Origin of the sequence: Sedimentitalea nanhaiensis DSM 24252, from assembly GCF_000473225.1 — a bacterium.
GTDB lineage: Bacteria > Pseudomonadota > Alphaproteobacteria > Rhodobacterales > Rhodobacteraceae > Sedimentitalea > Sedimentitalea nanhaiensis.
Map to the genome: position 1 here is coordinate 1,772,912 of NZ_KI421509.1, position 14,391 is coordinate 1,787,302.

At 58.4% G+C, this 14,391-nt stretch carries 16 protein-coding genes; 8 read left to right on the plus strand and 8 right to left on the minus strand.

The genetic code is table 11. From position 1 onward, the window contains the following. The first annotated feature begins 13 nt into the window (after positions 1–13). Entirely contained in the window at positions 14–1,423 is a 1,410-nt protein-coding gene (locus NANH_RS0110405) for an MFS transporter (protein ID WP_036049682.1), read from the plus strand. A gap of 70 nt (positions 1,424–1,493) precedes the next feature. Here NANH_RS0110405 and NANH_RS27895 read toward each other — a convergent pair whose 3' ends face one another. Then, positions 1,494–1,913, minus strand: coding sequence for an NUDIX hydrolase (locus tag NANH_RS27895; RefSeq protein ID WP_027261987.1), 420 nt, complete (start codon positions 1,911–1,913; stop codon positions 1,494–1,496). 443 nt (positions 1,914–2,356) lie between these two features. Further along, the gene (locus tag NANH_RS0110415; protein ID WP_027261988.1) at positions 2,357–3,148 is read right to left on the minus strand and encodes a crotonase/enoyl-CoA hydratase family protein; all 792 of its coding nucleotides are present in this window, start codon (positions 3,146–3,148) and stop codon (positions 2,357–2,359) included. 94 nt (positions 3,149–3,242) lie between these two features. Here NANH_RS0110415 and NANH_RS0110420 point away from each other — a divergent pair, with 94 nt between their 5' ends. After that, positions 3,243–3,842 carry a TetR/AcrR family transcriptional regulator gene (locus NANH_RS0110420; RefSeq protein WP_027261989.1) on the plus strand — a complete coding sequence of 200 codons (600 nt, stop codon included), beginning with the start codon at positions 3,243–3,245 and terminating at the stop codon, positions 3,840–3,842. 86 nt (positions 3,843–3,928) lie between these two features. Here the strand turns inward: NANH_RS0110420 and NANH_RS0110425 are convergent, their stop codons facing one another. Next, a complete protein-coding gene (locus NANH_RS0110425) occupies positions 3,929–4,786 on the minus strand; it encodes a LysR family transcriptional regulator (protein ID WP_027261990.1) in 858 nt (285 codons plus the stop codon). Positions 4,787–4,970: 184 nt separating this feature from the next. Here NANH_RS0110425 and NANH_RS0110430 point away from each other — a divergent pair, with 184 nt between their 5' ends. Both NANH_RS0110430 and NANH_RS0110435 read left to right on the plus strand, forming a co-directional pair. Beyond that, entirely contained in the window at positions 4,971–5,903 is a 933-nt protein-coding gene (locus NANH_RS0110430; RefSeq protein ID WP_027261991.1) for a BKACE family enzyme, read from the plus strand. Between the two features lie 77 nt (positions 5,904–5,980). Beyond that, positions 5,981–6,358 carry a tautomerase family protein gene (locus NANH_RS0110435; protein WP_027261992.1) on the plus strand — a complete coding sequence of 126 codons (378 nt, stop codon included), beginning with the start codon at positions 5,981–5,983 and terminating at the stop codon, positions 6,356–6,358. Between the two features lie 162 nt (positions 6,359–6,520). On the opposite strand, the gene NANH_RS0110440 is transcribed toward NANH_RS0110435, so the two are convergent. Continuing rightward, entirely contained in the window at positions 6,521–7,480 is a 960-nt protein-coding gene (locus NANH_RS0110440; protein WP_036049687.1) for an IS110 family RNA-guided transposase, read from the minus strand. A 207-nt stretch (positions 7,481–7,687) separates the two neighbouring features. Further along, positions 7,688–8,445 (minus strand): IS5 family transposase gene (locus NANH_RS27905; protein WP_154665569.1). Its coding sequence is split into 2 segments (ribosomal slippage): positions 7,688–8,112 and positions 8,112–8,445, totalling 759 coding nucleotides; the frame shifts between segments, so codons are not numbered across the junction. Positions 8,446–8,694: 249 nt separating this feature from the next. On the opposite strand from NANH_RS27905, the gene NANH_RS29075 reads away from it, so the two are divergent. Together NANH_RS29075 and NANH_RS29080 are read left to right on the plus strand one after the other, a co-directional pair. Then, complete coding sequence (locus NANH_RS29075; protein WP_211237085.1) at positions 8,695–9,255, plus strand: IS110 family transposase; 561 nt, start codon at positions 8,695–8,697, stop codon at positions 9,253–9,255. Continuing rightward, on the plus strand, positions 9,146–9,643 hold the full coding sequence (locus NANH_RS29080; RefSeq protein ID WP_211237086.1) for a transposase: 498 nt from the start codon (positions 9,146–9,148) through the stop codon (positions 9,641–9,643). Before NANH_RS29075 ends, NANH_RS29080 begins: the two co-directional genes overlap by 110 nt. A 324-nt stretch (positions 9,644–9,967) precedes the next feature. On the opposite strand, the gene NANH_RS0110465 is transcribed toward NANH_RS29080, so the two are convergent. The 3 genes from NANH_RS0110465 to NANH_RS0110475 form a co-directional block, all read right to left on the minus strand. After that, entirely contained in the window at positions 9,968–10,522 is a 555-nt protein-coding gene (locus NANH_RS0110465) for a putative glycolipid-binding domain-containing protein (protein WP_027261997.1), read from the minus strand. Positions 10,523–10,562: 40 nt separating this feature from the next. Beyond that, a complete protein-coding gene (locus tag NANH_RS25985; protein ID WP_051372348.1) occupies positions 10,563–11,309 on the minus strand; it encodes a 3-keto-5-aminohexanoate cleavage protein in 747 nt (248 codons plus the stop codon). Between the two features lie 133 nt (positions 11,310–11,442). Further along, a complete protein-coding gene (locus tag NANH_RS0110475; protein ID WP_322786796.1) occupies positions 11,443–12,525 on the minus strand; it encodes a GlxA family transcriptional regulator in 1,083 nt (360 codons plus the stop codon). Positions 12,526–12,572: 47 nt separating this feature from the next. Here NANH_RS0110475 and NANH_RS0110480 point away from each other — a divergent pair, with 47 nt between their 5' ends. After that, complete coding sequence (locus NANH_RS0110480) at positions 12,573–13,214, plus strand: glutathione S-transferase family protein (RefSeq protein WP_027261999.1); 642 nt, start codon at positions 12,573–12,575, stop codon at positions 13,212–13,214. A 22-nt stretch (positions 13,215–13,236) separates the two neighbouring features. After that, entirely contained in the window at positions 13,237–14,241 is a 1,005-nt protein-coding gene (gene speB, locus NANH_RS25990; RefSeq protein WP_245601441.1) for an agmatinase, read from the plus strand. The last annotated feature ends 150 nt before the right edge of the window (positions 14,242–14,391 follow it).

Here is a 14,391-nt window from a genome sequence, read left to right on the forward strand (position 1 = left end):
AAGAGAGTCTGCCATGCCCGACACGACACCCCCGCCCTTCTCCATCCTGATCACCCTCGCCGTGGCAACCCTGACTGCCTCGCTGGGTATCAGCGTGGCGTCTGTTCTGCTTCCCACGTTGACACGCAGTTTCTCGGCAACGATTTCAGACGTTCAGTGGGTCGTGTTGGCCTATCTCATGTCTGTCACCATCAGCATTGTCTCGGTCGGCCGGCTCGGAGACCTCTTCGGCCATCCCCGGGTACTGCACTGTGGACTCATTCTGTTCATCGCCGCCTCCATTCTCAGTGCGCGCGCTCCGACGCTTGATGTTCTGGTTGCCGGGCGCGCGTTGCAGGGGCTTGGCGGCGCGATCCTGATCGCGCTTTCGATGTCGATCGCACGCGAATTTGTCCCGACAGAGAAGCTTGGGACCGCGATGGGGTTGCTCGGAACGACCTCTGCGGCCGGAACCGCGCTCGGCCCCTCGCTTGGCGGTCTGCTGCTGACATGGGGTGACTGGAGGATGGCGTTCTGGCTACTGGCCGTTTTTGCCGCTGTTACGCTGGTCCTGTCGATGATCGCCATCACGCCGCCCCCCCGGCGGCCGAACACATCGTTCCGGGAGCTGGATATTGCGGGAACCCTTGTGTTGGGGGGTGCTCTGGCGGCTTATGCACTCGCCACAAGCGGCGGAACGTCCGGCATTCCGGTGCCACCCGGCATGTTGATGATCGCCGCCTTCGCCGCAACCGCCCTTTTTGCGGTCGTCGAAACCCGGGCGGCATCGCCGCTGGTGCCGATGGCCTTATTGCAAGACCGGACGACGGGCACCGGGTTTGCCATGAACTGGGCCATCGGCACGGTTATGATGTCCACCCTGGTTGTCGGCCCATTCTTTCTGGCGTTTTCACTGGGGCTGAACGATGCGCTCATCGGTCTGGTCATGGCGGTCGGGCCTGTTGTCGCAGCGTTATCTGGCGTGCCTGCCGGTCGGCTGACGGATCGGCTCGGCGCACGACGCGTCATGGTTATCGGTCTGGCGCAGACCGTGCTTGGATTGCTTTGCCTCGCCTTCTTGCCACGTTACTTTGGCGTTGGCGGATATGTGGCCGCGCTGATCGCGCTGACACCGGCCTTTCAACTGTTCCTTGCGGCCAACAACACGGCGGTGATGATCAACGCCCCGAAAGAACAGCGTGGTCGCCTCTCCGGCCTGCTGGGCTTGTCGCGCAACCTGGGCCTGATGACCGGCGCCTCCGCCATGTCGAGCCTGTTTGTCGCCCTGCTCGGCACGGGTGACGCAGTGCTGGCCCCCGCAGCAGATGTTGCTTATGCCTTCTCTATGACCTTCGCCGCCGCTGCTGTTTTGGCGTTGATGACGTTCGGATTGGCGCTCTACAGTCAGGTTCATCGCTCAGCCGAAGCCTCCAATCGAATTTAGAGACGGCAGCACCATCCCGCGTTGCCGCGCCTCGCTTGGAGGGCGGCAAAGCACGGGCTCGGCTCCCTGATTACCGATTAGATAATTGAGCTACTCGCAAGACATCATCCACATGCTCACTACATGGAATCTGCCGCTGCAAAACATCGCTGACCGAAACCCAACCGGCTTCACTGACGTCATCTGCCGCCACAGGTTCACTGCTCACATATGTGCACAGCACTGCTGTCAGAAGGAAATGGAACCGCACATCCCCACCGCCATCGTGAACGATCACATCTACATTGGTCAAATACTGCGCGGGAAGCCCTACGACACCGGTCTCCTCTCGGAGTTCGCGAGCCGCGGCTGCAAGCGCCGTTTCGCCAAGGTCCACATGCCCCCCGGGAAACCCCCAGAGGCCGGCATCAGGCTCGTTCCTTCGCTTCACAAGCAGAACGCGTTTCTCGCGCATCACAACCGCCAATGCCGCGAGTTTAGGAGTGATAATCACGATGTTGATCTCTGGATGAATGACAGAAAGAGGGCCCTATTCAATGACATTGAAAATAGCGAACCACGCGAGCATGTCGAGAAGTGATCCCGTTGCTGCTGGTTCGTCGCTTAAGATGCGTTCGCATCCGGGTTGTTCTACCATAGCGATGAGCGATACTCGGTCTGAACCACTTGGCTATCATTATGGCCCTGAGGTCAGGTGCTGGCAAAGGCGGAACCTGCTGATTGCCGCGAGAAGCGGATCAGCCGACTGTCTTTCACGCCAGCTTGTCGGTGGGCCATGGTTTCGCGATAGACCGGGTCGCGCTCCGACCATCCCGGTAGCCTGCACGGTCGCGCAAACGTATGAGGTTCAACATATGGGTTGACCCCGGCCGGCCATCGGATGTGAAGGCCGACCAGGTTTCTTTCGTGAAGCCCGTATAATTCGTCCTCTTTTTACCTTCCCGCATAGCTCGGGGTACGGCGGGCGATCCATGCGTCCAACCCTTCCTGCACGTCCTCGGTCGCACACATGCGTGCGAATTGTTCCCGTTCAATCAGAAGGCCTTCGTCAATCGTCGTATTAATGCCGCGCGTGACCGCCGTGATGATCCGGGCGGCTGCCAGCGGCGAATGTCGCAAAATGCGATTCGCCAGATCGCACGCCGCTGGCAGCAGATCCGCCTTTGACACCACTTTGTTCACCAGGCCCATCTCATAGGCGCGCGCGGGCCCGAAGCTGTCACCGGTCAAGAGCAATTCCAACGCCCGCTTGCGCCCTGCCAATCGCGGCAGGCGCTGCGTGCCTCCGAATGTCGGGGGGATGCCGATATTGATCTCGGGCTTGGCAAAAATGGCCTCTTCCGATGCAATTGCCAAATGCACGGCTTCAGTAATCTCGCAACCGCCTCCAAAGGCAATGCCGTTGACCGCCGCGATCACCGGTTTGGGAAAGGCCTCGAAACGCGCCGTCGTCCGCTGCCCGCGGCGGCAAAACTCCCGCACCGCCTCTTCGGTGCTGCGCTTGATGCTTTCGGTGAATTCGTGAATGTCGCCTCCGGCGGAAAAGGCCCTGTGCCCTGCACCTGTCAGGATCACGGCGCCGATCCCGTCATCCGCCTCGATCCGATCAAGGAGTGCAAGCAGCCGGTCGTTGGTGGCGTAATCAAGCGCATTCAGTTTCTCTGGCCGGTTGAGGGTCAGCAGCGCGATGCGATCTTTCTTCTCGTAAAGGACGGTATCTTGCATGTTGTAACCTTTCTGTTTGCGTTGACAGAAAGGCTAACCTCAGCCACAGATCAGGCAAACTCACTGGTTAGTATACATAGGTTGGGAATAGGGAATGACCGTCAACGCCAAAAAGGCAAAACCCGCCCGCGAACGGATCATCGATGCCGCGAACAAATTGTTTTATCAGGAAGGTATTCGCGCCGTCAGCGTAGATGCGGTCGCGGAGAAAGCCGGCATCACCAAGAAGACTCTCTACTATCACTTCAAGAGCAAGGACGATCTCGTGGCCGAATATCTGAGTTCCCGCGATCAACCAAACTTGAAGCTGTTTGAGACCTGGTTTGAAAGCGCAGAAGGCGACACCGCCGATAAAGTCGAAGCGATCTTTCTGGAACTCGCCAAATCCGCGCGCCACCCCAAATGGAAGGGCTGTGGCTTTCTGCGCACGGCTGCGGAGCTTGCCAATCTGCCAGGCCACCCGGCAATGAAGATCGGATCCGAGCACAAGAAAAAGTTCGAAGACTGGCTTGCCAAGCAGTTCATAAAAAATCAGCTCGACGATCCGGCAGCCATCGCTCGTCAGATCGTTCTCCTGATGGACGGGGCCTTTTCGACCATGCTTGTTCACCGTGATGCAGCATACGCGGAAGAAGCAGGCCGCGCCGCCAAATCGATTGTCCGCGCGCACATCGATGCAGAGATCCAGCACTAAAACGGTACCTGCACCGCGTCGCCGAACTCCAAGCCATCGATAACGTCAAACCAGAGTTTCGATGCCAAGGCTTTCACGGCACCGGATCAAGCCCCTACGGCGTTCTTAAGCGCGGCAGAGAGCGCGGTAATCGCCTCCTGCCTCCGCCCGCCCTGTGCTCTCGAATGCAAAACCACCGGAAGACGTGGCAGTGCGGGAAGCCCGAGTTGCGGTCCCACATCAATCGCGCCAAGCGGCAGCATACGCCGCGTCAATGCGGCCACACCGATACCGGCCATCACCGCCGCGGCAACTGCTGCAACCCCACCGCCGACAAAAACTTCATCCCAGGACACGCCGGCCTTGTCGAGCAGTTCGCTTGCCATGATCTTTACGCCGCAAGGCTCGGGCATCGTGGCGATCGGGATCGGCTCTCCCGCGCGATGGTGCCAGTCGGGGCTCGCAAACCAGCCAAATTTCTCCTGGCTCAGGATTTGCCCATCGTCACGACCGACATGCATGCGCGCAACCACTGCGTCCAGATCGCGCCGATCGAAACTTTGCAAGAGATCGCTGGAGGAGCCAATACGAATTTCAATCAGGAGCCGTGGATCCCGTGCATTCATGCGCGCGATGAGCGCGGGAAGTTCCGGCCCCGCAACATGATCGCTGATGCCGATCGCCAGACGCTGGCGGGCCTCCGAAAACACGGAGATAGCTTGATCATGCGCCTTAAGCAGCTCTCGCGCCGCCTCCAGGAAAGCGGCTCCGCTGGACGAAAGCTTTACATATCGCGGGGTCCGCTCCAGCAGCTTGCTTCCAAGCTTATCCTCAAGACGCTTTAACTTCAGGCTGATTGCCGACTGGGTTGTGCCCGTGGCTTCCGCCGCACGCGTAAAGTTCCCCAATTCCGCTATGAGAACGAAGGCATGGACCGAATCCAGATCGAGTCGGCGATCAATCATTTCGAATCCTCATCTCAGATATTCCAAACCACAAGATATACACATGATCGGATGAGGTCTAGGGTCCGACTGCACCGGTGGCGAGACCGGACACACCATCTTCAGAAAGCAAATTTCCGTGGAGGTGGATGAAACAAGAAATCCCGTGGGCAAGCCTGCAAACCCGGGTCAAGGAGTTCGTCGAATGCCCAAGTCCGTGATCATTACCTGCGCTCCCACGGGAGGCATCCATACGCCCACAATGACGCCGCACCTGCCTGTTACGCCGCCCGAGATCGCCGCTGCTTCGATCGAAGCCGCAGAAGCCGGCGCGGCGATCATCCACCTCCACGCCCGCGATCCTGAGACTGGCAAACCTGACCCGCGCCCAGAGACTTTCTTGCAATTCCTGCCCATCATCAAACAATCGACCGATGCCATCGTCAACATCACAACCGGTGGCGGCCTCGGGATGTCGATTGAGGAACGGCTGCGCGCTGCCGCAACCGTCAGTCCAGAAATGGCTTCGATGAACATGGGCTCAATGAATTTCGGTACATTCCCGTTAGCGGCGAAGTACGATGTCTGGAAACATGACTGGGAAAAGCCGTTTCTCGAGATGACTAGAGACTTCGTTTACCCGAACACATTTGCGACCATTGAACGTTCTCTGAAAGACTTGGGTGAAGGACACGGAACTCGGTTTGAGTTCGAATGCTATGATCTTGGTCACCTCTACAACTTGGCCTGGTTTGTTGACCGGGGCCTGATCCAGCCTCCTTTCTTCATTCAGATGGTATTTGGCATCCTTGGGGGCGTTGGCGCAGATCTCGCCAATCTCGTGCACATGCACACCATCGCCGACAAACTGTTTGGCGACAGAAATTACGAATGGTCGGTGCTGGCCGCCGGACGTCATCAGATGCCGTTTGCGACCCAATCCGCCATGCTTGGCGGAAACCTGCGCGTCGGATTGGAGGATTCCATTTACATCGGCCCCAAGGAACTCGCGAGATCCAATGCCGCGCAGGTCCAAAAGATAAGAACGATAATCGAGGCCCTCGGACACAAGGTGGCCTCGCCCGCCGAAGCCCGCCAGCGTTTGGGGCTCAAGGGGGACGCAATGGTCAAGTTCTGAAACTGGATCGTTTACGCCGTTCTGACACCTCACAAACAAGACCGAACGAAACACGCTATCAGCCGAAAGGACGTATTATGCCGATCTGTCATATTTTTATGCGTGCGGGCAAGACGAGTACATATCGTCAAACCATATTCGACGCACTCTACAAGGCGATGCGCGATGCGCTCGACGTGCCCGACGATGATCAGTTCATGACCATAACCGAGCATGAGCCTGAAAATTTTCGCTTTGGTCATGCTTTCGGCATCACGCGAAGCGAGGATCTTGTCTACATCCGCATCACGATGTTCGATACGCGTACAGCACAGCAGAAGAAGGCACTTTTCAAGCGTATCGCGAAACTTCTTGGCGAGAACCCCGGCATTGCGGCGGAAGACATATTCGTCAACCTTCTCGAATCTTCGAAAGAGAACTGGTCCGTCGGTCATGGCTTGGCCCAGTTCGTCTGAACCGGAAGAGATCCGATAACTGGCACTCCGTGTACTTCCCGGATTGCCTTCCCCGCCAGGGCCTCGGCCGACAAACGATCCTTGTCAAATACTGTTATCCGACATTCCGGAGCTATGCATTTCTCTATTTTTTGCTTGACCTAAACCTAGCAACTGTATTGTTCATTCTGGATGAGGCGTCCATTTTTGCCCTGATTTGACGAGGGCATTTGCGATGGTCACAAGCTTTCGGGCGACGGCGACAATGACGACCTTGTGTGGTTTACCTGCGGCACGCAGACGATCCGCGAAGGTTTTCAGGACCTGATTGTGGTGGCTGGCAACGAGGGCCGCCTGGAATATTACGTGCCTGAGCAGTCGTCGCCCTCCGCCGATAGCGCGCTTACCACGCATCGCTCCGCTGTCGTGTGCAATCGGTGCGAGGCCCGCGAGCGCGGCGGCCTGCTCGCCTGTGATCTGACCAAGTTCTGGCATCTCGGCGATCAACATCGAGCTGGCAACCGGGCCGACCCCGGGGACGGACCGCAGGATACCGGCAGTTGCGGCCAGTTCATCGTCTGCAGCGATGGTCTGTTCAATCCGCGCCTCCAGATCCGCGATTTGGCGGTCGAGAAGCGTGCGCCGCTGGTCGTCCATACTCGCGAACATCTCGGCAGATCCCAGTTTCCCATGCGCCTTTATCTGTGCCAGAAGGCGTTTTCTGCTCTCAACGAGCTGCCCGCGCTTTGACGTCAAGGCTCTGAGAACCCGCAGCTTTTCATGTGGCAGACTGCGCCCGGCACCGGGCCGGAACATCATGAACCGGGCGATGAGTTCCGCATCTATCCGATCCGTTTTGGCCCGTGTGCCCCGGCTTGCGGCGAAGGCCTTGATTTGCGCTGGCGGCAATTGTCGCGTCGCCACGCTGGCGGCCTCCAGCGCCGCCCATAAACGCCATTCCTGGCCTCCGGTTGCCTCGAAGCAGACCAGGCCGTTGACGTCCCGAGCCAACCGCACCAGCTGTTCGTGCCCCTCATCCGCGTTCGGCAATCTCAACCACTTGCCATCCGGCAGGCAATGAATGTCCAGCCAATCCCGCGAGACATCTATGCCGATGATCCGGTCGTGTGCTACCGTTTCCATGCTCTCTTCCTTCTGCTTCGTGGTCCTGATCGGCCACATTCAACTGTTCGAGACGATGAAGAGAGACGGTGCTGGCTCGCTAGCAAACGTGGTCAGGCCACAAGGCTCAGACGCCATACACCGTCCCACCACCGGCCTCGGCCAAGGTCGGTGGTGGGAGGAGATTAGCAAAGCGCAGATACAGAAGGGTCAGGACTCGTTCTTGTTTCATAGCCAGAACATGACGATGGCTGCGAGAGCGATGGCGGAGAGGAAGACCTTCGGGCATCTATCATATCGTGTTGCCACACGCCGCCAATCCTTGTGGCTGCCGAACATGATCTCGATCCGGTTTTGGCGCTTGTAGCGGCGCTTGTCGTATTTCACCGGTTTCTTCCGCTGATCCCGACCGGGGATGCAGGCGCGTATGCCTTTGTCTTTCAACACTTCTCGGAACCAATCCGCATCGTAACCTCGATCTCCGAGCAACCGATCCACGTTCGGCAGGCTGCCCAGCAATGCTCGCGCACCGATGTAGTCCCTGACATGTCCGGCGGTGACGAACAGGTTGATCGGGCGCCCCTGGCTGTCGCAGAGGGCGTGCGGTTTGGTGTTCATGCCGCTCTTTTTGCGCCCGATCAGGCGTCCACGCGCCCCTTTTTCACGCCCGTGCTGCTCGCGGTTCTGTGGCACTTGAGATAGGTTGCGTCGATCGTGACGGCCTTCGTCTCGCCGTGCTCGGCGGCCAAACCAGCCATCATCCGGGCGAAGACGCCCTTGTCGCGCCACCGATTCCAGCGATTGTAGAGCGTCTTGTGCGGGCCGTATTCCTTGGGCGCATCGCGCCACCTTAAGCCATTGCGATCGATGAAGATAATCCCACTCGACACGCGCCGGTCGCCAACGCGCGGTTTGCCGTGAGGCTTCGGGAAGTATGGTTTGAGACGTGCCATTTGCGCGTCGCTCAGCCAGAAAAGATCAGACATGTTCACCGCTCGTTTTCAGACCGTGAATCACGCAGCCAGGCGGAAATCAATGGGTCCTGACCCTTCTGTATCTGCGCTTTGCTAATCTCCTCCCACCACCGACCTTGGCCGAGGCCGGTGGTGGGACGGTGTATGGCGTCTGAGCCTTGTGGCCTGACCACGTTTGCTAGCGAGCCAGCACCGTCTCTCTTCATCGTCTCGAACAGTTGAATGTGGCCGATCAGGACCACGAAGCAGAAGGAAGAGAGCATGGAAACGGTAGCACACGACCGGATCATCGGCATAGATGTCTCGCGGGATTGGCTGGACATTCATTGCCTGCCGGATGGCAAGTGGTTGAGATTGCCGAACGCGGATGAGGGGCACGAACAGCTGGTGCGGTTGGCTCGGGACGTCAACGGCCTGGTCTGCTTCGAGGCAACCGGAGGCCAGGAATGGCGTTTATGGGCGGCGCTGGAGGCCGCCAGCGTGGCGACGCGACAATTGCCGCCAGCGCAAATCAAGGCCTTCGCCGCAAGCCGGGGCACACGGGCCAAAACGGATCGGATAGATGCGGAACTCATCGCCCGGTTCATGATGTTCCGGCCCGGTGCCGGGCGCAGTCTGCCACATGAAAAGCTGCGGGTTCTCAGAGCCTTGACGTCAAAGCGCGGGCAGCTCGTTGAGAGCAGAAAACGCCTTCTGGCACAGATAAAGGCGCATGGGAAACTGGGATCTGCCGAGATGTTCGCGAGTATGGACGACCAGCGGCGCACGCTTCTCGACCGCCAAATCGCGGATCTGGGAACAGACCATCGCTGCAGACGATGAACTGGCCGCAACTGCCGGTATCCTGCGGTCCGTCCCCGGGGTCGGCCCGGTTGCCAGCTCGATGTTGATCGCCGAGATGCCAGAACTTGGTCAGATCACAGGCGAGCAGGCCGCCGCGCTCGCGGGCCTCGCACCGATTGCACACGACAGCGGAGCGATGCGTGGTAAGCGCGCTATCGGCGGAGGGCGACGACTGCTCAGGCACGTAATATTCCAGGCGGCCCTCGTTGCCAGCCACCACAATCAGGTCCTGAAAACCTTCGCGGATCGTCTGCGTGCCGCAGGTAAACCACACAAGGTCGTCATTGTCGCCGTCGCCCGAAAGCTTGTGACCATCGCAAATGCCCTCGTCAAATCAGGGCAAAAATGGACGCCTCATCCAGAATGAACAATACAGTTGCTAGNCGCCGTCGCCCGAAAGCTTGTGACCATCGCAAATGCCCTCGTCAAATCAGGGCAAAAATGGACGCCTCATCCAGAATGAACAATACAGTTGCTAGCGAGGCGACTATTGATCAACCGTTAGAAGATCATACGAAGAGCGGCTTCCTAAAATCTGCGCTCTTTCCAGATTTCAAAAAAGCGCCGCAGATCCAAACCAGCGCATTAGTCATAGATGCAATCAATGGAGATACACTTGTAACTCAATACTTAGAGGAACTCCGAGAGCCCGACTCCATTGCGGTCAAAGTGTATGCGACAGAACTCCATCTTACTCTTCCGCCTCCCAAAGGCCTGGATATTCCCTCACGAATCCAAAATTGTCTGTTTCCAGCCTTGCCTGAAAGCCATGCTCCGAAGAGCCGTACTCATAACCCGTCGCAGCAAACCGGTCATAGTACTGCTCCAGAGGTTTGAGTTTCCAATCCGATGCATCCAGCCATGCAGCCACGCCCCGCTTGCGCTGCCCCACATCCAGTCCCAATCGGCGGATTGCACAGGTGTTCGTCGTGGGCGTGAACCCCAAATCTACATCCCAAGCGCCTGAAACGGCAGTGATTTCCATCCCATTGCAGCGCCAAAGACCGTCGTCTTCCCGTGCGATTTCAACATCCACTTTTGTGGGGCCGCACCATCCATGAACATAAGCGGACTTACATATCCAGTTGGAATCGCAACGAACCCGATAACGGACATTGGTTATGTCCCGGTTTTCCAGATACACGGCAGCCCCATCCAAAACCCATTCATCATTTTGAAACAGCGCACGACAGGCGTCATGGCCCTTCGCATCCAGTCTGCGCCAAAGAATGCGTCTCTCTGTCATGGCAGCGCCCTCAGTGTTCGCCCCCCGGTTCTAAAAGCCACTACCCCACGCCTCGCGGCAACGGGCGCGCCCTATGCTCGGCAAAGTGGTTGATCGCCGCAGCGACAAGTTCGGCGTTGTCACGTGCAACCGCGCCGTCCGGCAGGCATTTGCCATCTTCCAACCCCACCCGTGTCGACCAACCGCGCATCGCCGCGCGGTCAACAAAGGGCCAGACGGTCGCATCGAAACCGTGCAGTAAAACGGGGCGCCGCAACCCGGATTTTTCCAGGCACGCGACAATGCCATCGGCCACCTGGAACGCCTCATCCAGATCCTGTTCTTCAATCTCTAACAGAATCCGCAGGGCGCGTCGGCTTGATGCCAGGCGCACAAAACGGTCCGCATCCGCGACGGATGCCAGGCCCGCCTCTATGCCGACCCCCACCGAAAGCAGCAATTCCATCACCGCGTCGGCATCGGGTTCGGACAGGTTGACCGAGGCGTAATCGGGTAATTCGCGCCAAGCGGCGATTTGTTCGCGGGTTTGCTTCTCGTCGTTTTCGATCCAAGCCCCTGTTGAAACGCCGATCAGGCTGCCGGGGCACGCGGCGCGCAAAGCGCGGATCGTGTCATCCACGGCTGCGAGAGATTCTTTGCGCTGCGCACCGCGCGGATGAACGTGAATCTCGCCCGCGCCGGCCAGAATACAAGCCCGCGCCTCTGTGGCCATGGCTTCGATCGTCAACGGAAGACGGGGGTGATAATCGATCGGACGGGCGCCATTCAGGCAAGCTTGAACAATCATTTAACCTCAAATGCAAATAGGACTACCGCACCGCAACATACGAACAAAACCGGGCAACCGGCGCATTGTCAAAATCGTAGTGGAGAATTGCGCCATGATGCAACACTGAAGAGGCTTCTGCCGTTACAGACACTTACCGCTGCTCCGGCGGCCTGAGTCTTGCAGATGGCTGCCGTCGGCAGAAATGATCGCGATACTCAGCCGGAGTCGTTTTGACCTGCCGCTGAAACGCACGGCGCAAAGTGTCCGCACTTGCAAAACCGCAGCGCTCCGCGATCCGCTTCAGCGGCGCGTCGGATTCCTCAAGCAATCTGCGTGCTACGTCAATACGCACATATTCCACAAAAACCGCCGGGGTCGTTGCCGTTTCGGTCTGAAATAGACGGGTAAAATTGCGCGGGCTCATGCCCGCCCTATCAGCCAGGACTGCAAGAGACAGATCCTTGTCGATGTTTTTGAGAATCCAGCCCTGTACTGAAGCAATCCGGCTTTCGCGGGCGGTCTGCGCTGCAAGGTGGGCGCTGAATTGCGATTGCCCGCCTGGACGGCGCAGAAAAACGACAAGACGGCGCGCGACTGCCATCGCTATATCGTGGCCGAGGTCCTCCTCGATCAGGCGTAAAGCAAGGTCTATGCCTGCGGTAACCCCGGCCGACGTATAGATCCCGCGGTCGGCGACATAGATGGCGTCAGGCAGGATTTCCGACTGCGGGTAAAGGTCCGCCAATTCCGCCGCATGTTGCCAATGGGTGGTGGCCTGATGTTCTGACAGAATGCCAGCCGCCCCCAGAAAGAAAGCGCCGGTGCAGACAGAACCGAGCCGCCGCACATCGCGCGCCTGAGCTTGCAGCCATATGGAAAACACTGAAAATTCCGCAGCCCGGGCATAATCCGGCGTTCCGGCAATCAGAAGAGTGTCAATCCCACCCCCAAGCCGGGAGAATTCAGTGTCAGGTACGAGCGTCATACCGCCTGCCCTTACCTGCGTTCCACCGTCGACCGCGACAAGACGGACATCATAAACGGGACCATCTGAACATTGCCGGTTGGCTTCCAGAAAACAATCCAGCGGCCCCGATATATCAAGCGACTGCGCCGCGGGAGGGACACAGATGACGATGAGGCGCCGTTCGGCGGGTTTGTGAACGGGGGTCATTCGTGTCTCTTTCTGTCGGGCTGTTGTCCGTATTCGTCTGGCCGCGACGATTGCGGCCATCGCTACGTCATATTAGATTTTTGCATAAGAAAACAAGGAGTTTCAGAATGTACACGCTGTATTACTATCCTGCGAACGCCAATGCCGCGCCGCATATGATGCTGGAAGAAATCGGTGCCGATTTCCGCCTCTCGCTGGTCGATCGTGCAACCGAGGCGCAAAAATCCGACACGTATCTAAAGATCAACCCCAACGGACGTATTCCCGCATTGCAAGACGGCGATCTGACCCTGTTCGAGGCCGCCGCCATTGTGCTCTATCTTGCGGACACACACCCAGAGGCCGGTCTCGCACCACGTGTCGGCACACCGGAGCGCGCCGTGTTTTATCAGTGGCTGATATTCCTGACCAACTCTTTGCAGGAAGAGTTGATGATCTGGCAATATCCCGACCGCCTGACCGGCGATGACAAACCGGCAGAGGCTGTGGTCAAAACCGGTGCGCAAGCTCGTGCCGCGGCTTACCTGGATGTGATCGAAGATCATCTCGCGGCCAATGACCCCTATTTCCTGGGGGACACCATCAGCGCCGCAGACCTGTACCTGACCATGCTGTGCCGCTGGGCCCGGCCCATGACAACGCCACCGCGCGCGCGGCCGGCAATCGCAAGACTGCTCGATCTGACGACCTCCCGCCCCGCCGTGCAGCGCGCCTATGCCGCCCAATCCATCACCGATGGCATCGCCTGAAACCAGCCCGAAGGATAAACACATGACGATAAAGGATCGGAACATGGCCGACCGGATGGACCTTCCCTTCGTCGGTCTCGTCAGCTTTGCCGGACAAGCGGCATGTGAAGACTGGAACCAACTGGATGGAGCGGACGTCGCTATACTTGGCGTACCAATCGATACAGCCTCAAGCTACCGGGTTGGAACACGTTTTGGTCCCAGAGCGATCCGCGAGGCATCGATGTTTCATAGTTTCGGCACGGATGGCGTCTTCGACTTTGAAGACGAGACGACTTATCTGAGCGCTGAAGACGTCCGGATCGTAGACGCCGGTGACAGCGATGTCATCTATGCCGACACCAAGCGCAGCCTCGCCAACGCAACGACGGCAGTACGCGCTTTGCTCGACGCGGGGACAATGCCCTTCATCCTGGGCGGCGATCACTCGATCACGATGGCAACCGTGGCGGCCTATTCGGACGAACAGCCGATTCACATCATCCATATCGATGCGCATTTCGACTTCATCGACGAGCGAAATGGGATTTCCTGGGGGCATGGCAGTCCGATGCGGCGCTCTTCGGAAATGGCCCATGTGTCGGGTATTACCACTCTGGCGCCACGCAACATGGCCTCGGTCAGCCGCAAGGATTACCAAGCGGCCAAAGCCTATGGCACCCATGTCGTCCCGTTGCGCCGGCTGCGTGATCAAGGCGCGACCGCCTCGCTGGCGCATCTCCCAAGCGGACAGCGGGTCTATGTCTCGATTGATATCGACGCCTTTGATCCGTCGATCGCGCCGGGCACCGCCACCATCAGCCACGGAGGCCTAAGCTACTACGAGGGGAAAGATATCCTTCGGGAAATCGCGCAGCGCTTTCATGTGGTCGGCGCAGATTTTGTAGAAGTATCGCCCCCTTATGACCCCTCCGGCGTCACGTCGCTTCTCGCGGCGAGACTCGCATTGGATTTCCTGGGAGCGATCTACCATGGGGGTCAGCCTGGCACGAGATCTGATGTCGGATCGGGAATGGGCCGTCTTTGAGTGTTTCCATGCAGGCTGGCCAGTTCCGGGTGTGAAAGGTTGGGACTGTCGACCTGCTCATGTATCCCAGCGATCACACTGGATTCACAAGATGAATCCCGCACCCGATTTGTGCGACAGAGTCATGGACAACACGCCGGAGATCATCGG